The sequence below is a fragment of the Tunturiibacter gelidiferens genome, assembly GCF_051013345.1.
Lineage (GTDB): Bacteria > Acidobacteriota > Terriglobia > Terriglobales > Acidobacteriaceae > Edaphobacter > Edaphobacter gelidiferens_A.
Genome location: NZ_CP132939.1, coordinates 5,892,024 through 5,911,960, shown reverse-complemented (window position 1 = coordinate 5,911,960; position 19,937 = coordinate 5,892,024). Strand labels below are relative to the sequence as shown.

The window sequence follows — 19,937 nt, the reverse complement described above, 5'->3', positions numbered from 1 at the left end:
CTGTCTCTTTCGCTCTTCGGACGACTCCTATGAGAAGACTTCTCCGTCTTCCCAAGATCCTCCACGGAACGCTGCTGCGGGCAATGAGGCACGATAGTCTCAACCTGGCCCAATCCACCGCCTACTCTGCGATGGTCTCATTGTTTCCGGCCCTCATCGTCGCCGCCGCCGCTATCAGCCTGGTTCCGGACACAACGCCTTTTCGCTTTCAATTCGCTCTCTTCTTCGATCGCATCCTCCCCCAGATGTCAGCCCCCTGCTCCAAAGTTATTTCGTCGCATCCCCACAAACGACCCGTTCCACTCATGCTCTGAGCCTTGCGGCGATCGTCAGCCTCCTTGGAGCCTCCAGCGTGCTGGCCACCATCATGGAAGGCCTGCGTCGCGCGAACGACCTCCCCTTTGACTGCTGGACCTTTTGGCAGCGGCGAATCCGAGCACTCATTCTGGTTCCGCTTTCGCTCATTCCCTTCGCACTCGCCAGCGTGCTGGTAGTCTTCGGTCACTTCATCACGACATGGCTGGCTCTGCACATTGCACCCTCTGCCCGGACTCCGGTTTTTTTGCTTGCTCTCGTCCTCCGTTGGAGCGTTGCGCTTACTGGCAGCATCGGCGTTACTGCCCTCATCTATCACATGGGAACTCCCATGCAGCAGTCGTGGAAGCGTACCCTCCCCGGAGCATTCGTCTCCACCGCCATGTGGTTTTTAGCAACCGTCATCTTCGGCTGGTATGTCACACGTTTCGCCAACTACTCTCAGGTGTATGGATCTCTGGGCGCCGGCATAGCGCTTCTCTTCTGGCTCTATATCATCTCGCTCTGTGTTCTGTGCGGAGCCGAGTTCAACGCCGAATTTCACTCTCGTTTTTTCCACCCGCATCGCCCTCATTCCACGCCCACGCCCCCAAACACCCTCCTGCCCGGTTAGAATTGCGACGGCAGTTAAATAAAACTCACTGGTCATACCATCGTTAATCCGCGATGGTGAGAAAGTTTCCGCAAGCGACCCATGAAGAAATCTTTGAACTCAACGCCCAACGTTGCCCCCTTTGCCGCGATGGAACGTGGTCGCCGCGCCAAGATCGTCGCCACCCTCGGCCCCGCTTCCAATACTCCGGAGATATTTCGCCAGCTTGTCCGCGCTGGACTCGACGTCGCCCGCCTCAATTTTTCTCACGGCAGCCACGAGCAAAAGGCCGAACTCATCCGCATGGTCCGCACCATCTCTAAAGAGGAGGGCAAGCCAATCTGCATCCTCGCCGACCTGCAGGGCCCCAAGATTCGCACCGGGAAGCTTAAAAGCCATAAGCCCGTGCAGCTTATCGCCGGCAAGCGCCTGACCATCACCCCGCGCGAGATCGAAGGGACAGCCGCTCTGGTGGGCACTACTTTCAAGACGCTGGCCGAAAATCTCGAGCCCGGCTCCCGCATCCTGCTCTCGGACGGCCTTATCGAGCTGCGCGTCGAAGTCGTGAAGGGCTTAGACGTCACCTGCGAGATCATCAATGGCGGTATGCTCGGCGAAAACAAAGGAATTAACCTACCAGGCATCGCTGTCAATGTTCCCTCCTGACCGAAAAAGACGAAGAGGATCTCATCTTTGCCATCGCTCAGGGTGTAGATACGGTCGCCGTCTCCTTCGTTCGCACCGCCGACGACGTACGCCACGTGAAGAATCGTCTGGCCGCTCTGAAATCCGACGCATGGGTGGTCGCGAAGCTCGAAAAACCACAAGCCATCGAGCATCTCGATAGCATCCTCGAAGTCACCGATGCCATCATGGTCGCCCGCGGCGACTTGGGCGTAGAAGTTCCACCAGAAAAGGTCCCGGCTCTCCAAAAGCACATCATTCGCCGCGCAGCCGAGTTCCGCAAGCCCGTCATCACCGCTACCCAGATGCTCGAGTCGATGATCGACAACCCGCGCCCTACCCGCGCCGAAGCGTCAGATGTAGCTAACGCAATCTATGACGGCACCGACTCTGTCATGCTCTCCGCCGAGAGCGCCGCTGGCAAGTACCCTGTCGAAGCGGTTGCCATGATGGCCAAGATCATCACCGAGACCGAGCATCAGATCCGCCTCGATCCTCGCCCTGCACTCGGTCATCACCCCAGCGTCCGTCTCTCCATCGCAGAGACTATCTGCGAGTGCATGTCGCACGCGGCCGACGACCTGGACGTAGCGGCCATTGCCATTTTCACTGAAAGCGGCATGACGGCTCGCCTTCTTTCCAAATACCACCCCGACCCGCCCATCTTCGCGCTCTCGCCGTTCGAGAAGGTCATCAACCGCTGCATGCTCCTTTGGGGCACGTATCCTATCCTCTGCGCTCGCTTTCGCGATACGGACAAACTCGTCAACATGGCCGAACAGATCCTTGAAATGCAGGGCCATGTTCATCAGCGTCAGATCGTTGGCATCGTCGCCGGGACTCGCACCAAATCCGGGGCGACGAACTTCATGCGTCTCCACATGGTAGGCGACCGCGATACCGAAACCCACAAATCCAAAACTGCAATAAAGAAAAAGTCAGATGATGAGGTAGACGTCATCGAATGACGCCTATTCCTACACAAAAGAGAAGAGCCGCTTCATTGGTGCGAAGCGGCTCTTCTGCGATTTATGACGGAGCGAATCAGCCAAAGCGCAACTTGAGGCGAAGCGCGCCGGCGATACCGAAGATGCCCGTACCAAATAGCGCAAGGCTGCTGGGCTCGGGAACTGTCGAACTCTTGCTGATGTCGATGGTTTCGAATTCGGGAATGGTTAGTCCCTTCGGCGCTCCCATCGTTGCCTTCTCAACGCCCCCGACATCGTTCAGATTGACATCGTCTCCATCGGCGAGCCCGAACGACACACCTTTGGCATCAAAGTAGTTGGTTGGAAATAAGAATCCAGGGACGATTCCTGGGTAGGTAAGCTTGTTGTCACCCAGTCCTTCGAGAGAAATAATCTGCGAGGAACCCGCCCAACTTTTGACGGTGCCCGTAACGCCGGTAATGTCATAGATATCTGAAGCGCCTCTCTCGGTAGCGGTAAATGTGCCCGAGCCAGAGAAGAAAGGGCCAGAAAAACTAAAATTGAAGGTATCGGCGTGGGCGGCAGAAGTGATGGCGAGAGTAACCAAGGCGAGAATGCAGAGTCCCAGTGATCTTTGTTTCATAAGGCTCCTAAAGGTCGCAGGAAGAATACTTGCAACACGTACGTGCATTCTGATGGCCAATCGCAACCTACGAAATTGGTTCGTAATCGCTTGTCAAACCACTTTGGCCCGATCCTTTACCGAAAAATGTGCAATGAGATGCATGTTAAAGTGGCATTCATTTACCTCACCAAGGCATCAATTGGGAATCTATTTCCCACAATCAGCTGAAAGCGTCCGCTACTACGGGCGAATGCCTTCGTAGGCCCCGTCAATCATCAGGCGCACCGAATCACCTACAATCGATTTCATGGGCCGCATCCATATCCTCTCCGATCTTGTGGCGAACCAGATCGCTGCCGGCGAAGTTGTCGAACGACCCGCATCCGTTGTCAAAGAACTCCTCGAAAACTCCCTTGACGCCCAGGCCACCCGCATCCGAATTGAGGTCGAGGCCGGCGGCCGCAAGCTGATCCGCATCACCGACAACGGTCACGGCATGGTACGCGACGACGCCCTCCTCGCCTTTGAGCGCCACGCTACCTCCAAGCTCCGCAGTGCCGACGACCTGCTTTCCATCGCGACCTTAGGCTTTCGCGGCGAGGCTCTGCCTTCGATCGCCAGTGTCTCCCGCCTACAGCTGGAAACCCGCGTCGCTGAAGAGGTCTCAGGCACCCTCGTAGAGATCTCCGGCGGCGACATTCTTCGCGTCGAAGACGCCGGTCTCCCAGTCGGGACCACAATCACCCTTCGCGATCTCTTCTTCAACACCCCGGCCCGCCGCAAATTCCTCAAGTCCGAGCAGACCGAGCTCTCCCATATCGCCGCCCTCGTCACCCACTATGCCCTCGTCCACCCCACAAAACACTTCGAACTTCACTCCTCCACGCAGGCTCTTCTTGTCGCCCCCGCCGTTGCCAACGCCGCCGACCGCCTCTTCCAGATTTTCGGCAAAGACACCAGCAATTACATGCTCCCCACTACCGCTGAACTTGACTTCACTCGCGCCGGCCTTCCCGAGCCCCCGCCTTGGAAGCGCGATGAGGATTACGTCGCGCCCGACCCTGGTTACCTGCGCCTGACTGGCTTCGTCTCCAAACCCGAACTACAAAAGCTCAATCGCAACTCCATCTACGTCTTCGTCAATCAGCGTCTCATCCGCGACAAGCTTATCCTCCACGCACTCTCGGAGGCCTATCGCAACATCCTCCCTCCGACCTCCTACCCGGTCGTCCTCCTATACCTCGAGATGCCGCCGCAAGAGGTAGACGTCAACGTCCATCCAGCCAAGACCGAGGTCCGCTTCCGCCAGCCAAGCTTCGTCCACGACTTCGTCCGCGACACTATCCGCACCACGCTCATCCAGGCCCGTCCCGCAGCCAGCTTCGCCACCGCACTTCAAAATGGTCCGCACGGCGTTTCTAGCTCGCTTCTCATCGACGTAAGCCCGCTCCCAGGCCCTCCAGACGGCAGCGACGCCATACCCCAACCGGTCTTCGCCCCAACCCATCAACCCTCAACCTTTGCAGGTCATCCCCTTACTCCGATGAGCGCCGATGGGGAAGGTGCTCGTTATTTTTCGAATGGTTCCGAGATCGCGCAATGGGATTTTCCAACTTCGACCGAGACAGTAAAATCTTCCACCTTCCAACTTGCCGCCCCAATCGTTTCCCCGTCTCCCGGCCGCTTCGCTTTCTCCGGACACTCGATCCCCGCGGGTTACGATTCCATCGAGACTGAGTCTGGATATGAACCAGTTTCGCCGCAGCAAGCCGACACCCTCACCGCGCTCTCAACGCTCAAGCCGCTTGGTCAGCTTCGCGACTCCTTCATTCTGGCAACCAACGAAGAGGGCCTTTGGATCATCGATCAGCATGTGGCTCATGAGCGCATCCTCTTCGAAAAAGTTCTGCGCGATCGCGACACCGAACAGATCCAACGTCAGCGCCTCCTCATGCCGCTGCTCGTCGACCTACTCCCCGCTCAAATGATTACCTTCGCCGAGATCGCCGAAGAGTTAGAGGGTAATGGCTTCGAAGCAGAACCCTTCGGCCCCCGCACTCTCGCAGTCAAAGCTGCCCCGGTTGGTCTCGAAGGTCGCGAGCTTGAACACCTGCTAGAAGAGGTTCTCGCCATCCCAGACCGCAATCGCCAAACTGAGAACTCCGAAGCCCGCCGTCGCCGCATCGCGGCCTCCATCGCCTGCCACGCTGCAATCAAGATCAATCAGCCACTCGATCACTCGAAGATCGAGTGGCTGCTCGACGCCCTCGGAAAGACCGAGCATCCCACGGCCTGTCCCCACGGCAGACCCATCGCGTTGCGTTACTCCTACAAAGACATACAAAAAGCATTTCAACGCATTTGATTCTGTAAGGACTCTGCGAATATGCCGTCTGGCTGCAACCATCTCTCCATGGTCGCGCAACCAACCTATATAAATCTTCGCTTCACTGGAGAAGCCTTTGCGAAAATCCGTCGATAGCCCGGGCGTCAGTTTCCGGTCAGCATATGTTCTCTATCTTGCGTCCGCCCTTTTCATCGTTTTCCTAGCGGGCTGCAGATCAACCTCCAGCGGCAGCGGAGCCCAAAGCGTAGAGCTAAACGGTGCGGGAAGCACCTTCGTTTATCCCGTAATGTCCCGATGGACCTCCGTTTTCTCGACCGCACACTCCAATCTACGCATCAACTATCAATCCATCGGCTCTGGGGGTGGCGTCCAGCAGGTCAAGAACGGCACAGTCGACTTCGGAGCCTCCGATGCCGCACTCAATGACGATCAACTCAGTGGCATGAAGCCCGTAATCCAGATCCCCGAATCTGCTGGTCCCGTTTGCATCACCTACTCGCTATCAGGCCTCGACAAGCCGGTCCAGCTCTCCTCCGACGCCATCGCGGGAATCTTCCTCGGCAAGATTACCTCTTGGCGCGATTCGCTCCTGGTAAACGACAACCCCGGTGTCACTCTGCCCAACACGAAGATTGTCGTCTCCCATCGCACCGATGGCAGCGGCACCACCAACGCGTTCACCACCTATCTTTCGGCCGTCAGTCCGGAGTGGCAGCAGAAGGTCGGCAAAGGCAACTCCGTCAACTGGCCCGTCGGCATGGGAGGCAAGGGAAGTGAGGGCGTCACAGGGCAGGTCCGTCAAACTCCCGGAGCCATCGGGTACGTCGAGCTTACCTTCGCGCAGCTGAACAAGCTGCCCGTGGCCGCCGTCAAGAATCTTGCCGGCAAATACGTCCTGCCAGACACCTCCAGCACCACCGCCGCCATTTCAGCCTTCACCGATCAGCTCTCGAAGGATCCACGAACTCCAATCGTCAACGCTCCAGCCTCGGCTCCCGAAGCTTACCCGATCTCCACCCTCACGTTCCTTATCATCCCGAAGGACGGCCCGGACGTGGCCAAACGAACCGCACTTAGAAACTTTGTCCAGTACATCATCACCGACGGGCAGGCCGCTGCGGCCACGCTCAACTACGCACCTCTTCCCGACGGCGTCAAGAGCTACGACCGCCAGCAGCTCCAACAGATGACGGCAGCGGGCCAGCCCATTCCCTAAAGAGCCTCACTGATCGCGTCTTCACCGCGTAGACGAAGACGCGATGAGCGGTTTCTCCTTGTGGCGCAGAAACCTCAGATTCTCCTATCTCCTCCACGGCAGACTGTCGCTTTGCGGTATTCTTATAAAGACATACAAAAAAGCATTTCAGCGCATCTAGCCGCCCATCGCTCGAATCCAATCGTTAGTGTCATCCTTTTAGCCCAGGCTAGGGATATGTTGTAGCGCGAGCACCGCTCCGCCCAGCAGGAAGGCAACACCTTGAGTAACCTAAGCACTCCCACGGCTGACCAGCTCGCCGCCGCCCGCCTCGCGCATTGGCATCAAAACACCGATCCCATCCTCACCATCAACATGCTTCGCGACTGGCTCAACATCTCAGGCCTGGTCTTCTTTACGCCTCGCGCCGCGCAGATTCCCGCGCCCGCACCATCCTTCGTCGAAGCCATCCTCGGCACGGCGAACGCCACCCCGAACTTGGCCGACACGGATCAGTCCCGCAGCCTCCTCTCCCGTCTCATCCTCGACGGCGGCGCAATCCCCCTCAATCTTCTTGGTTCGCCCACCGGTACCGGCAGCGAAACTCCCGACTTCATCGTCTCTCCGCTTGCCTTTCCTTACGTCTTTACTTTGCGCGGCGACAAGGCTTGGAAGCAGCCACCCACCACTAGCGGCGCCACCAAGGTCTCCCCGCTCGCCCTCAACGCCTACACCCTCCTCTCCGAACGCGCTAAAGACCACGCCACCGGCATGAGCTCCTACGACCTCACCACGCAGCTAGGCAAAGAGGTCACCGAGACTGCCGTCCTCCGCTCTCTCACCGAGCTCTGGCAACATCTCCGCGTCATTCCCGTCCCGCAGCCCGATGGAGCCGCCACACTCTGGGAGCTCACGACCACCCGTTTTACCAAGCAGATCAAAGCCGGAGCCAACGCCGGACAGCCCACGGCCCTCTCGGCCCTCATCTCCCTCTATCTCGGCCAGGCCATCGTAGCCTCTGAAGAGGACATCGAAACCTTCCTATCGCCTATCGCTGCCCGCTCGCGCATCCGGGATGTCATTCACGCGCTCATCTCCGCGCGCCAACTGGAGACCATCGCAGTAGAAGGCCGCACGGTCCTTCACGTCGCCGGTGAACTTCCCGCCTTCCTCGAAGTCGCGACCCTGGCATCGGACGATATCGATTCCCTTGTCGTCACCACCGAAGGTGAAAGCATTGAAGCCACCAACGAAACACCAAGAATCACAAAGTTCGTGCCCAAGCCTCGCAAGGTCGGCACAGGATTTGTAACCAAACCTGGTCGCACCTCCGAATCCACTTCTGCGTCGCGCGAACGTCGACCCTTCACCCGCGAATCCAATCGCCCCGACCGCCCCAGCTTCACCAAGCCTTGGGAAGAAGAGAAGGCCGATCGCCTCGCAGCGGCAAAATCCCCTCCGAGGTTTCGAACGAAGGCGAAACCGCAGAAGCTGCCCGAACTCCGCGCACCTACGATCGCAAGCCCAGCTTCGATCGGACAACGAAGCGGCCGTCCTTCGGTTCGAAACCATCGTTCGGCTCAAAGCCCTCCTTCGGATCGAAGCCATCCTTCGGCAGCCGACCCAGTTTCGGCAGCAAGCCCCGCTTCGGTAGCGATCGTTCCTCTGCCGGCGGCGACCGTCCCACCTTCCGTCGCAGCGCAGACACTGGCGACAGCCGCCCGCCACGCCGTGAATATACTCCGCGCCCCTACAACGACGCCTCAGCAGGAGAAGGCGACCGTCCGCGCAAGACCTTCTCCAAGCCAGGTACCTTCGGGCGCAAACGTGAAGGCTTGGCAGGCAAGCCAAGCTTTGGCCGCGACAGCAGCGACTCCCGTCCACCCCGCCGCGACTCCGGCGACTCTCGCGCCCCGCGCCGCGATTTCGCACCTCGTCCTGACGCAGACTCGGGAGACGCTCGTCCTCCCCGTCGCATCTTTGGCGATAAACCCAGCTTCGGTGCCAAGTCTAGTTTCGGCGGCCCGCGCAAACCCGGCAGCTTCTCCGCCCGCCCGCAACGCAGCTTTGACGGTGGCGACCGCACCAACGGCTTCGCGCCGCGCAAAACCTTTTCCCGGGACACCGAAGATCGCCCCAGCCGCGGAGAGAGCCGCGCACGTCCCGAGGGACCACCCTTCCGCAAATTCGACGCACCACGCACGCCTCGTCCTAAAGGCGCTTTCGAAGCCAAATCCAGTGGTGGATTCGGTGAGAAAAGCCGTACAGCAAGACCGGCAGCAGCTTTGGAGCAAAAAACCGTATAGCAAATCAAGCACTGGCCATGCCGGAAAATCTACGGGTGGCAGCTTTGGAGCCAAAAAGCCCTACGGCAAATCTTCATCCATCGGGACAGGCAAACCCGCTAGCACCTTCGACAAGTTCAAGGGCAACAAAAAGCCCTTCGGCAACCGGCCTCCCGCGCGCAAGTTCAAACGTGAGGAAGGGGAATAAGCAGGATGACGCAGCCGCACGAGGACTCCGCACCCCCACGCAACCTGAAACCAAAAAGCGCCAGCGCCCTGTCATCGCCATCGACGGGCCTGCTGGCGCCGGCAAACGCACTCTCGCCGCTCATCTCGCCCGTCGCTTCGGATTCCTCAACCTTGAGACCGGTGCCATGTACCGCGCTCTCGCCCTCAAAGCTATCGACAACGACTACGACTTCGAGGAAGAAGCGCCCCTCATGGACCTCGCCGTCCACACCCGCATCACCCTTGAGCCACAACTCGAAGGCAACCGTGTCCTGCTCGATGGCATGGACGTCTCTCGCCGGATTCGCGAGACCGACGTCACCAACGCCGCCTCTAAAGTTTCCGTCCACCCTCAACTTCGCGCCTGGATGGTCCAACAGCAGCGCGCGTTAGGCGAAGCTGGTGGAGTCGTCATGGAAGGCCGCGATATCGGCACTGCTGTCTTTCCGGACGCTGAAGTCAAAATCTTCCTCGACGCGGCCCCCGAGGTTCGGGGAGCCGCCGTTATCGTCAAGCTGCGCCCGCGTCCGAGTCCATTGGGCCAACTGTCAGGCAGAACTCCGCGCGTCAGTCTCCTGATCCCGTCACCGCCGAGCAGCAGCGCCTCTCCGAAGAGGCCGTCCTTCGCGAGTTGAAAGACCGCGACTACCGCGATCGCAATCGGGCCGAATCACCCCTTAGGCCCGCCGCCGATGCAGTGATTCTGGACTCGACCTCTATGACACTTGAAGATGTTCTGAATCAAGCCGAAGAGATCGTCCGAACCCATCTAAAGGCGTAACGCTGCGTGATATCTAACATTGTCGATGTACGTTTGTCGAATCCATCGAACCCCAATATCCTCAAACAGGGTCCGAATATTCACATTTTATGCACTATAAACGGTGCAACTGTAACTATTTAGGAGAATAAGTAAAAAAACTTGGCAACTGTGCTAACCTTCACACATCGTTTGAAACAGATTGGATTTCTGCAAAGCTCGTACTGTACGAACCCCGATTTGGATCTAGCGGCAAATTCAATAGCAATAAGGAAATAGCGAACATGGAACAGGGAACAGTGAAGTGGTTTAACGATGCCAAGGGGTTTGGCTTTATCAGCCGTCAGAACGGCGAGGATGTATTCGTACACTACTCGGCGATCAATTCGAACGGTTTCAAGAGCCTTCAAGAGGGCCAGGCTGTACAGTTCAACGTGGTAAAGGGACCCAAGGGTTGGCAGGCGTCTGACGTTCAGCCTCTCTAGTCTTTAGCACTACGACTACAGCGACAACCAAGTTTTGCGGAAGGGATGGCCTCGGCTATCCCTTTGCGCGTTTCCGCCTGCATTGCTGCAAGTCGCCCATCTTTCCCGCGAGAGTTCATGTCGCCACTCCCGCCTGAAGATCACTTAGGTATCGACTCCGGCGTGACCAAACCGTCCACCGGCACAATCTTCGAAGTCGCCTTGAACTTCCGATAGTCGGATTCGACGGCTTCAATGTGCCCATTGAAACCCAAAAACAGCAACGCTCGTGCAGACCCCTGGCCTTCGAATCTCGCCGGCAGCCACACCTCGCCATTAACCTTTCTCTGCTCCATTGAGAAGTTTGTCCCCTTCTGAATATTCGCCACCAGCCCCCCGCCAATCTTGAAGTTATTCACGAAGTGTCCTTCAGCCTTCACCAGCACACGGTCCTGTTCATCAACCCACACCGTGCCCATCATGTCTCGAACCACCTCTTCAAATCTGGTTCGTGTCTTGGCCTTCGGGTCGCCTACATAGTCCGCCACAATCGTGTCCCTGCCATTTAACTGCACGCGTCGCGGATTAGTAAAGCTTCCCAACTCCAACGCCCGCGAAGCCGTCATCAACTCGTGGCCCCGCGCATCGGACTCTTTCCCCTCCTCATCCGCCTTCTGTCGTCTCTCCTTGGCCTTCTCGGAGTCCTTATCAATCCGTTCACTCTCTTTCTTCTGCTCGTCTGGGCTTAGCTCTCGCCCATCCTTCTTCATCAGGCGTCCGACCGGCACGCCATTCGCCCAAAAGACCTCATACTCCATGGTCTCGGTCTTCTTCAGTCCACCATGCGAATCCAGTCGCTGTTCAGTCACCAGAGACCGATACAGATAGTCCTTCTCAATCGATTCTGCAGATCTTTGATTCGTCTCTACGTCATGCATTAGAGCCGCAATATCCGGCAGGGGTCGTTCCCCAGCCATCCCGTCCTCCGTTGCCGGAGCAGAAGGAGTGACTGGAGTAGAAGGGGTGACAGTTTGTGCAGGCTCCTGGGCCGATGGCTGCGCGACTGTGTTTGCCTGGCCCGGAAGGGTCAGAGCAAATCCTTCGGACAAGCCCATCAAACCCACCACTCCGAGCAAAACCAAAACCCTGCGAGCCTCAACCACCATAACTTCCCACTATAAGCGGCAAATCGCGACTCCGCTCCCCGAGACTTGTCCCATCGTCCTGAATCCAGGCCTAACCCGCTGGGAAAAATGGCTTACAACATCTCTGCCAACAGTGGAGACGTGTCCTGACGAGCCTCCAAGCCTGAGCCTAGAAGCATTGGCGGTTGGCACCATCGTCCTTTCCGCTCGCTGATTTCAGAGGGTGCAACTTAATGGTCATAGCCCGTCGCAGGCCGTTCAAGAGCGTGCACCTGACCTCCGAAAGGTCTAGCATAGAAGGAGAACGCGCACTACTCGCGAATAGATCTGAAGTGAGGAAGCAATGGCCACGAAGGCAGAGGCACTGACTGTAACAACTTCCGCAGTTGAACAACACGAACGAGAGACAATCTTCGACATCTTCCGCCGCTGGGGCTACCTCCAGGCGTCACTTGACCCACTCGGCCAGTACCTTCCTCCCGAGCCATTTCCAACCCCCGCACCCGAAGGCGATATCGCGAAAGAAGCCCGCAGCTACTACTGCGGAACCATCGCCGCCGAGTTCATGCACCTGCCCAGCAACGAGCAGCGGCAGTGGCTGCAGGAGCGCATCGAGCAGATCCCTGCCAAGCCCGATCAAGCGCTCATCCTCACCCAACTCATTCGCGCCGACCTCTTCGAGCAGGTCATTCAGTCACGCTACCTCGGCACCAAGCGCTTCTCTCTCGAAGGCATCACAGCGCTGATCCCATTCCTCGATCGCGTCTTCGCCGTCAGCGCCGGCACCGGCGTCACCAGGGCCATGATCGCCATGAGCCATCGCGGCCGCCTCAACGTGATGACCAACACCATCGGCCGTTCTCCCTCCGAGATCTTCACCAAGTTCGAAGACGTCGATCCCCGCAGCACTATGGGCGGTGGCGATGTTAAGTATCACGTCGGCGCAACCGGCGAATACCACGCGCCCGATGGCAAAGTCATCTCGCTCCATCTCGCCTCCAACCCAAGCCACCTCGAGGCAGTCGACCCCGTAGTCCTCGGACGCACCCGCGCCAAACAGGAGCGCATCGGCAAAGACGGCAACGACCAGGTTCTGCCGCTGATCATCCACGGCGACGCCGCCTTCGCAGGTCAAGGCATCCTCGCCGAGACGCTCAACATGGCCACCCTGCACGGCTACAATGTAGGCGGCACCATCCACGTCATCGTCAACAACCTCCTCGGCTTCACCGCCGTCCCCGAAGAGTCGAACTCCTCACGCTTCGCCACCGACATCGCAAAGCGCCTTCCCATTCCGATCTTCCACGTCAACGCCGAAGATCCAGACGCCGTCGTGCGAGTCGCCGCAATCGCCGCCGAGTATCGCAATCGCTTCCACTCCGACATCGTGGTCGATCTCGTAGGCTATCGCAAACACGGACACAGCGAAGTCGATGACCCCACCGTCACCCAGCCCCGCCGCTACGCCATCATCAAGGATCGCCCAGCGCTCTACCAGCTCTACGCCAAGCAGATCGGCGTCGACCCTAAGGCCGAAGTGCAGGCAATTCAGCAAGAGCTCCTCGACGATCAGAAGACCGCGACCCAGGCCGACCACAAGCCGCAGCTGGCCCGGCTGCCCTCCTACTGGGCCCCCTACAAAGGCGGCGAATGCGAGCCTGAGTACAACGTCCCCACCGGCCTCCCTGCCGAGCGCATCCACCAACTCGTCACCTCGCTCACCTCCTACCCGAACGACTTTCACATCCATCCCAAGGTGAAGAAACTCTTCGAGCAGCGCCAGGAGATGGGCGCAGGCTCACGCCTCTTCGACTACGGCATGGCAGAACTCGTCGCCTTCGCTTCGCTACTGGAAGCCGGTGTTCCCGTGCGTCTCAGCGGACAGGACTCGCAACGCGGAACCTTCAATCAGCGCCACGCCGTCATGGTCGATACCGAAACCGAAGTCCGCTACATTCCTCTCGCTCACCTCACGGAGAAGCAGGGTAAGTTCGAGGTCTACAACTCGCTCCTCTCCGAAGCCGCGGTCCTCGGCTTCGAGTACGGCTTCTCCCGTGACTTTCCCGAAGCTCTCGTCCTGTGGGAGGCGCAATTCGGCGACTTCGCCAATGGCGCGCAGATCATCATGGATCAATTCATCGCTGCCAGCGAAGCGAAGTGGGGTCTTCTCTCCGGCCTCGTCCTGCTTCTCCCTCACGGCTACGAAGGCCAGGGCCCAGAGCACTCCAGCGCACGCATTGAGCGTTATCTGCAGCTCGCCGCCAACGACAACATCCAGATCTGCCAGCCCTCGAACGCAGCGCAGTACTTCCATCTCTTGCGCCGACAGGCTCTCAGGCCCTGGCGAAAGCCGCTCGTCGTCTTCACCCCGAAGAGCATGCTTCGCCACCCCGATGCCTCCTCAACCCTCGCCGACTTCGCCATCGAGTACTTCCAGAATGTCCTTCCCGACAACGATGTAAAGAACCCTCGCCGCCTGCTCGTCTGCAGCGGAAAGATCGGTCACAACCTCCGTATCGAGCGCGAGAAGCGCAAGGACTTCAGTGTCGGCATCATCTTCCTCGAGCAGATGTACCCCTGGCCCGAGCAGGAACTCCAGGCCGCTCTCGACCAGCACCCGCACGCACAAGAGATCATCTGGGTCCAGGAGGAACCAGCCAACATGGGAGCCTTCTCCTACGTGATGCCGTTGCTACGGCGCATGTCCGGCGACCGCGCTGTACTCAGCGTCAAGCGCAGTGCAAGTGCAACGCCAGCGACCGGTTCCGCCAAGGCTCACGAGATCGAGGAAAAACCCTGGTCGACTTGGCGCTCGGCGCAGCCGTCTAATCAACTTGAAAATAACGGGCACAGCCTTGGTTTTGGTTGTGCCCGTCGTCATTCGTAGCAACAGTTTATTCGGCGACCTGTACCGCGACCTTTCTGCGGCGAATGAATCCTGCAGCTGTTAGCAGCCCGCTACCCAGCAATACAAAGTTGCGGGTCTCCGGTGTAGCAGGAGAAGCAGCCTTCCTGAAAACAACGGCGTCATCGTAGTCTTCGTCAGAGATCGGAATGAAAGAATCTTCCGCCTCAAGGTATCCATTGGAAGTGGTATGGACCGCGGCGCCGTTTGGCACGGAGTAAGTCATCATCGAGCCGCTGCTCAACATTGTGGATGCGTTGTTCCGCAACTCGATAAACGGGTTAGGGATGCTGTCGGCAGAAGCGAATCTGGCAGAAAACAGCGCGACAACCAACGAGGATGTAGCGCAAAACACACGTAGCGTTAACCTCATGGCGAGACCTCGGGAAAGTTTTCGGAGAAGGGCCTGCCCAGGTAAGCAGCACGCTGACGGCCAAACATCTTTTCGGCGCTCTCGGAAACCTGACAACTCGCTACGCTATTATTTTCAGAGGTTTGCGGACTTGCCCCATCTTGGTTCCGTCCTGCATCTTCTGAACAACCGCAAAAAGCTGCAGGAACGAAAGAAAACTCTTCGATCCAATATTACGGCTTTGTTTCAATAGTGCTCGCAGGAGGCTGCGACGGTACCGGATTCGCAATCTCTCGTGCATAGATCTGGTAGCTCGTCTTCGGCGGATTATCGTGCTGATGCAATGCGCGCACGCGAGCGCGAATCGTCTCATCTGCCGCGGTGATGCGTTCGCGGGAACGCAGGTAATCAAGCCACGACTCCATCACGAAGGTCTCGTTCAGGTGCTTCGGATCAATCGCATCTCGATAGATGCCCCATCGCATCGCCCCATCACGCAGACGCACGCCTCGAAGTTGGTGGATCGCAGAGGTAAACTCTGCGTAGTTTTCGATAGGCACGCAGTACTCAATCGAGATTCGGACCGGCCCGTCAGTAGGCTCCGTATCGAGTGCAAGCTGCGGCGCCGGATGCTTCCACTCATACGGCGTGTGATCGGGAAGCGGACCCTGCAGGATATGAAACCGTCGCGCGAAAGGGAAAGTGATCAGCAAACCACACGCCGCTGTGGTCAGAGAGACTGTCGTCGAGGTGTGTTCCGCAATGTATCCCCACAGAATCGCGCCGAACGCCATGCCTCCCTGAAACGTCGTCATGTAGGTTCCCAGCGCGCGAGCCTGTACCCACGCCGGCACCGAAAGCTGAACCGAGACGTTGATCGTTGACATGGTGCTGGTCCAGGCCGCGCCCGACAAGATGAGCGTCGCGATCAGTATCGAAGGGCTACGCACGAACGCCAGCACCAGCAGCACAACGACGTTGTAGAGCGTTGAAGTTGCCAGGATCTGGTCTGCGGAAAATCGTCGTCGAATACGATGAAGCGTCGTGGCCGCGATGACGGCTCCAAGACCGAGCGAGCCGTTTAAAATTCCATAGCCCAGTGGACCCTGCTTCAGATCACGCTTTGCGACGACGGCCAGCAACGACCAGATCGCGGAGATGAAGAAGGTGTAGATGAAGGCGCGCACCAGCGAGGACTGCAGATCCGGCGCGTATCGCACATAGCGCAGTCCCGAGCGGATCGAACCGGCGATGCGCTCCGACGGCAGCGCGGACTTGAACAGTGGAATTCTCTTCCAGTTCACCAGCACCCAGATGACGCCTGCGAACGAGAGTGCGTTGAGCGCGAACACTGAGCCAGCCCCCGTGTAAACCCTCTGGAAGCCGGCTACCATCAATCCGCCGAGCGCCGGGCCCACCGCACGGGCCAGGTTGTTGCTCGCGGCATTTAGCGACACCGTATCCGGAATCAGTTCGCGAGGCACCAACTCCGGCACAATAGCCTGCCAAGCTGGGTTGTTCATCGCTGAACCGATGTTGAGCAAGAATGTAAAGGCGAGCAGAGCCCACGGCGAGATGTGGCCTATGAACGTAAGGATCGCAAGAACGCCTACTGAACCGAGCATCCAGGCCTGCCAGAAGATCAAGAGCTTGCGCCTGTCGAAGATGTCTGCGGTTGCCCCGGCCAGCAGTCCCAGTAGCAACACCGGCAGACTGGCCGCGGTCTGCATCAGGGCAATCAGCAGAGGCGACGCGGTCAGGGATGTCATCAGCCATGTGCCTGCAGTGTCCTGCATCCACGTTCCGACGGAAGAGATTGTGCTGGCGATCCACCGATCTCGAAACAGAGGAATCTTCAGAGGTGCGAAGCCGTTGGAACTTGCCGCAATCGAGGCTTCAGGGGCGGTGGTGGAAGATTCAAGGGGCATCGCTTCGATTAGTTTACGGCGTGAGTGTCACGCTTCCAGGATTGCAAAGAACGTAATGAGAAAGATGAGCCTAAATAGTTCATGGTTAAAAGGAAACCCACGCAGCGCGGTGGGGGCTGTTGCGTGGGTATTCCAGTAAAGCAACGAAGTGGGTGGACTTCGTTATGACTGACTCAACCCGAAGGGAGTCTTGCCACTAGTTAAAGATAAGGGCAAAGGGGATAGGAGTCAATAGGCATTTGTGGGGAGTGCGTGGTTGTCTCGGGCGTGTTTGACCATCTCGACCAAAACGGAACGGGTGTCACCGGGCGTGGTTGCCTCGCGTGGGAAGGCGATGCGGGCACCCTTAATTCCCGCTGAGGTCACACACCGGACATGGAAGCCCAGACGGTCGACCGAGGTCATGGTTGCGGACTCGGCTTCGAGGTTGGCGTGGGCTTTGGTGAGCAGGATGAGGGCATCGCCGTGGTCGGCGTTCATGTGGTCAAGAATGCCCTGCGCTGCCTCTGCGAGGGGGTCAGGAGACGCTGCGGAGTAGTCGGAGGCAGTGACCCAGCCCATGACGCCGAAGCCGCCGACGTAGTAGACGTCTACGGGTTCGAGGCGGAAGAAGGCGAAGTCGTTGAAGTCGACCCAGTAGAGGCTGTTGGGGTGGGCCTTGAGGTAGAGTTCGCGCGCCTGTGGTTTCTCCTCGTCGGCGATCTGGTGGACGTTTCCGACCAGGGTGACGCGAGCTGCACCGAGGACGTCTCCATCTGGAGCGGGCTGGGTGACGAAGAGGCTGGCACGTGGGTCCGCTTTGAGGTTCTGGGTGTGCATGGCCATGGTGCTGATGAGGAACAGAGGGCGGCCGGCGGCGTCGAGTGCGTAGGGCATTAGGGAGCCGAAGGGGAAGCCTGGCTGCTTGCGGGAGACGGTGGAGAGGGTGGCGACGCTGGCCAGATGGAGCAGGGTGCGGGCACGCTCCGCGTGGGTGGGCTCGGGGATGGGCGGCTGCGGGTTGGGGTTGGACGGTGCTGCGTGCTGATTCGACATTCGTTTGCTCGGTTTCCGGTCACGGTGGCCACTGCTTGGGGTACCCCCTGGGGGTACCCATGCATAAATGTATTAGAATGAATGACTTGACAAAATCGAAGATTGTAAAATATTCATAACAAATGGGTTGTAGCTAAATATTTCCATCGAAAGGAGTTAGTGATGCGTTAACTGGGAGAAGCCCCGGGCCCGCCGGAGCTTCTTCTCTGTTTCTAGTTTACAGGATTGATGGAAACTCATACGCAACACGTTTGTGCAGGATTGGCGCGGGTTTTGGCTCGTTGGGGGCTTGACAGGTTTTTGGGGAAGGGTTTTGAGAGAGCGTGGAAGCAGATTCCTCCTCCCTTTGGCTTCGCTCAGGGTGTGGAATGACACGACAACGGCAACAGCAACGACAGATGCGGGGGTCTCTCCACTGCGCTGTTCACGATGAGACTGTGAACAGCTTCGGTCGAGATGACGATTTGGGGGTGAGGGAGGAGGAGGGCAGATGCGGGGGTCTCTCCACTGCGCTGTTCACGATGAGACTGTGAACAGCTTCGGTCGAGATGACGATTTGGGGGTGAGGGAGGAGGAGGGCAGATGCGGGGGTCTCTCCACTGCGCTGTTCACGATGAGACTGTGAACAGCTTCGGTCGAGATGACGATTTTGGGGTGAGGGAGGAGGAGGGCAAATGCGGGGGTCTCTCCACTGCGCTGTTCACGATGAGACTGTGAACAGCTTCGGTCGAGATGACGATTTTGGGGTGAGGGAGGAGGAGAGCAAATGCGGGGGTCTCTCCACTGCGCTGTTCACGATGAGACTGTGAACAGCTTCGGTCGAGATGACGATTTTGGGGTGAGGGAGGAGGAGGGCAAATGCGAGGGTCTCTCCACTGCGCTGCTCACGATGAGACTGTGAACAGCTTCGGTCGAGATGACGATTTTGGGGTGAGGGAGGAGGAGAGCAAATGCGGGGGTCTCTCCACTGCGCTGTTCACGATGAGACTGTGAACAGCTTCGGTCGAGATGACGATTTTGGGGTGAGGGAGGAGGAGGGCAGATGCGGGGGTCTCTCCACTGCGCTGTTCACGATGAGACTGTGAACAGCTTCGGTCGAGATGACGATTTTGGGGTGAGGGAGGAGGAGGGCAGATGCGGGGGCTCTCCACTGCGCTGTTCACGATGAGACTGTGAACAGCTTCGGTCGAGATGACGATTTGGGGGTGAGGGAGGAGGAGGGCAAATGCGGGGTCTCTCCACTGCGCTGTTCACGATGAGACTGTGAACAGCTTCGGTCGAGATGACGATTTTGAGGGTATGCAGGACGCGGAGCTTTGGGGGTGTGCAGGACACAGAGCTTTGGGGTATGCAGGGACGCGGTGATGTTGGTCGACACTTAGCGCGGATGGGTGAATTACGCTCGCGAAAGCTCACAGACCCAATTCACTTCCCAGGTCTTGCCGCCGTCAGGCGGGAACGACTGCTCCATCCGCGCCGATCGCAGCGAGATGTTTAGCCAGACATAGCGAACAAGAATAACGCGCCCCTTGAAGTCCTCCTGGTGAAAAAATTCACCTCGATTCCCCGTGAACTGTCCGACGACTGGCGGGTGACTGATTTCGCCTTTATCGAGATCGAGCAAATAGATGCTCCACTGATGGGATTCCGGATTGTAAAGTCTGAGGGTCTGCGCCTTGATATGAAGGTGCTTCTCGGGACTGTCAACTTCGAACTGCTCGAAGTTGGCGTTGCTATCGAGGAGTTTCTTGTGGTTCGATATGCCGTCATATACGTCCCAGACGTCTGAGCCGTTTAGCCGGTCAGGGAGCCGCCGAACATGCGCCTTCCAATCTCCGATGAGGAAGTCAAAGTCATGGGCTCCATCATGCTCTGACTTGGCGGGAGGCGATGAACTCGTTGACGATGTCTGGTAGGCCCGCGCCTGAACGAGACACGGCAAACAAACTGCTGCCAACAGCATCATGCACCCAAGCGAGGTCAACCGCTTTGACGTCATACCTTCCTCCACGAACCGTTCGGGATTGTACGCTCATTGTTCCCCATCGGGGATAACACTGGAATTCAAGGCACGGACCAGATTTGGGTTGACTACTCGGAACGCTGGTTCCAGGAATAAGTACCGTGAAACGCGCTTTTAATTCTGGT

The 19,937-nt window shown here is 58.2% G+C and carries 17 protein-coding genes and 1 pseudogene; 12 read left to right on the top strand and 6 right to left on the bottom strand.

The window, feature by feature from the left end; all coding sequences use genetic code 11:
- Positions 1-29: 29 nt before the first annotated feature.
- The 3 genes and pseudogenes from RBB80_RS29855 to pyk all read left to right on the top strand — a co-directional run bounded on the left by RBB80_RS29855 (position 30) and on the right by pyk (position 2,559).
- Entirely contained in the window at positions 30-314 is a 285-nt protein-coding gene (locus RBB80_RS29855) for a hypothetical protein (RefSeq protein ID WP_433965775.1), read from the top strand.
- Positions 212-928: a YihY/virulence factor BrkB family protein gene (locus RBB80_RS29850; protein ID WP_433969961.1), complete on the top strand. Its 717-nt coding sequence runs from the start codon at positions 212-214 to the stop codon at positions 926-928. The genes RBB80_RS29855 and RBB80_RS29850 overlap by 103 nt, the downstream gene beginning before the upstream one ends.
- Before the next feature lie 129 nt (positions 929-1,057).
- A pseudogene (pyk, locus tag RBB80_RS29845) lies at positions 1,058-2,559 on the top strand (pyruvate kinase).
- Between the two features lie 76 nt (positions 2,560-2,635).
- Here the strand turns inward: pyk and RBB80_RS29840 are convergent.
- On the bottom strand, positions 2,636-3,163 hold the full coding sequence (locus RBB80_RS29840) for a PEP-CTERM sorting domain-containing protein (RefSeq protein WP_433965774.1): 528 nt from the start codon (positions 3,161-3,163) through the stop codon (positions 2,636-2,638).
- 289 nt (positions 3,164-3,452) lie between these two features.
- Between RBB80_RS29840 and mutL the strand changes: the two genes are divergently transcribed.
- From mutL to RBB80_RS29810, 6 genes are all read left to right on the top strand, one after another.
- A complete protein-coding gene (gene mutL / locus RBB80_RS29835) occupies positions 3,453-5,510 on the top strand; it encodes a DNA mismatch repair endonuclease MutL (RefSeq protein WP_433965773.1) in 2,058 nt (685 codons plus the stop codon).
- 97 nt (positions 5,511-5,607) lie between these two features.
- On the top strand, positions 5,608-6,708 hold the full coding sequence (pstS, locus tag RBB80_RS29830; RefSeq protein ID WP_433965772.1) for a phosphate ABC transporter substrate-binding protein PstS: 1,101 nt from the start codon (positions 5,608-5,610) through the stop codon (positions 6,706-6,708).
- A 261-nt stretch (positions 6,709-6,969) separates the two neighbouring features.
- Complete coding sequence (locus tag RBB80_RS29825) at positions 6,970-9,180, top strand: hypothetical protein (protein WP_433965771.1); 2,211 nt, start codon at positions 6,970-6,972, stop codon at positions 9,178-9,180.
- A complete protein-coding gene (cmk, locus tag RBB80_RS29820) occupies positions 9,164-9,835 on the top strand; it encodes a (d)CMP kinase (protein WP_433965770.1) in 672 nt (223 codons plus the stop codon). The genes RBB80_RS29825 and cmk overlap by 17 nt, the downstream gene beginning before the upstream one ends.
- Positions 9,832-9,981, top strand: coding sequence for a (d)CMP kinase (locus tag RBB80_RS29815; protein WP_433965769.1), 150 nt, complete (start codon positions 9,832-9,834; stop codon positions 9,979-9,981). Before cmk ends, RBB80_RS29815 begins: the two co-directional genes overlap by 4 nt.
- Before the next feature lie 263 nt (positions 9,982-10,244).
- Positions 10,245-10,445 carry a cold-shock protein gene (locus RBB80_RS29810; RefSeq protein WP_013581125.1) on the top strand — a complete coding sequence of 67 codons (201 nt, stop codon included), beginning with the start codon at positions 10,245-10,247 and terminating at the stop codon, positions 10,443-10,445.
- Between the two features lie 140 nt (positions 10,446-10,585).
- Here the strand turns inward: RBB80_RS29810 and RBB80_RS29805 are convergent, their stop codons facing one another.
- Positions 10,586-11,539 (bottom strand): hypothetical protein, encoded by a 954-nt coding sequence (locus RBB80_RS29805; protein ID WP_433965768.1) that lies wholly within the window; start codon positions 11,537-11,539, stop codon positions 10,586-10,588.
- 373 nt (positions 11,540-11,912) lie between these two features.
- On the opposite strand from RBB80_RS29805, the gene RBB80_RS29800 reads away from it, so the two are divergent.
- Positions 11,913-14,456: a 2-oxoglutarate dehydrogenase E1 component gene (locus RBB80_RS29800; RefSeq protein WP_433965767.1), complete on the top strand. Its 2,544-nt coding sequence runs from the start codon at positions 11,913-11,915 to the stop codon at positions 14,454-14,456.
- A gap of 7 nt (positions 14,457-14,463) precedes the next feature.
- Here RBB80_RS29800 and RBB80_RS29795 read toward each other — a convergent pair whose 3' ends face one another.
- The 3 genes from RBB80_RS29795 to RBB80_RS29785 all read right to left on the bottom strand — a co-directional run bounded on the left by RBB80_RS29795 (position 14,464) and on the right by RBB80_RS29785 (position 17,789).
- Entirely contained in the window at positions 14,464-14,703 is a 240-nt protein-coding gene (locus RBB80_RS29795) for a hypothetical protein (RefSeq protein ID WP_433965766.1), read from the bottom strand.
- A 356-nt stretch (positions 14,704-15,059) separates the two neighbouring features.
- Positions 15,060-16,754: an MFS transporter gene (locus RBB80_RS29790; protein ID WP_433965765.1), complete on the bottom strand. Its 1,695-nt coding sequence runs from the start codon at positions 16,752-16,754 to the stop codon at positions 15,060-15,062.
- 228 nt (positions 16,755-16,982) lie between these two features.
- Positions 16,983-17,789: a HugZ family protein gene (locus RBB80_RS29785; protein WP_433965764.1), complete on the bottom strand. Its 807-nt coding sequence runs from the start codon at positions 17,787-17,789 to the stop codon at positions 16,983-16,985.
- A 582-nt stretch (positions 17,790-18,371) separates the two neighbouring features.
- Between RBB80_RS29785 and RBB80_RS29780 the strand changes: the two genes are divergently transcribed.
- Positions 18,372-18,506: a hypothetical protein gene (locus tag RBB80_RS29780; protein ID WP_433965763.1), complete on the top strand. Its 135-nt coding sequence runs from the start codon at positions 18,372-18,374 to the stop codon at positions 18,504-18,506.
- 49 nt (positions 18,507-18,555) lie between these two features.
- A complete protein-coding gene (locus RBB80_RS29775; RefSeq protein WP_433965762.1) occupies positions 18,556-18,690 on the top strand; it encodes a hypothetical protein in 135 nt (44 codons plus the stop codon).
- A gap of 495 nt (positions 18,691-19,185) precedes the next feature.
- Here the strand turns inward: RBB80_RS29775 and RBB80_RS29770 are convergent, their stop codons facing one another.
- Complete coding sequence (locus tag RBB80_RS29770) at positions 19,186-19,788, bottom strand: hypothetical protein (protein ID WP_433965761.1); 603 nt, start codon at positions 19,786-19,788, stop codon at positions 19,186-19,188.
- Between the last annotated feature and the right edge of the window lie 149 nt (positions 19,789-19,937).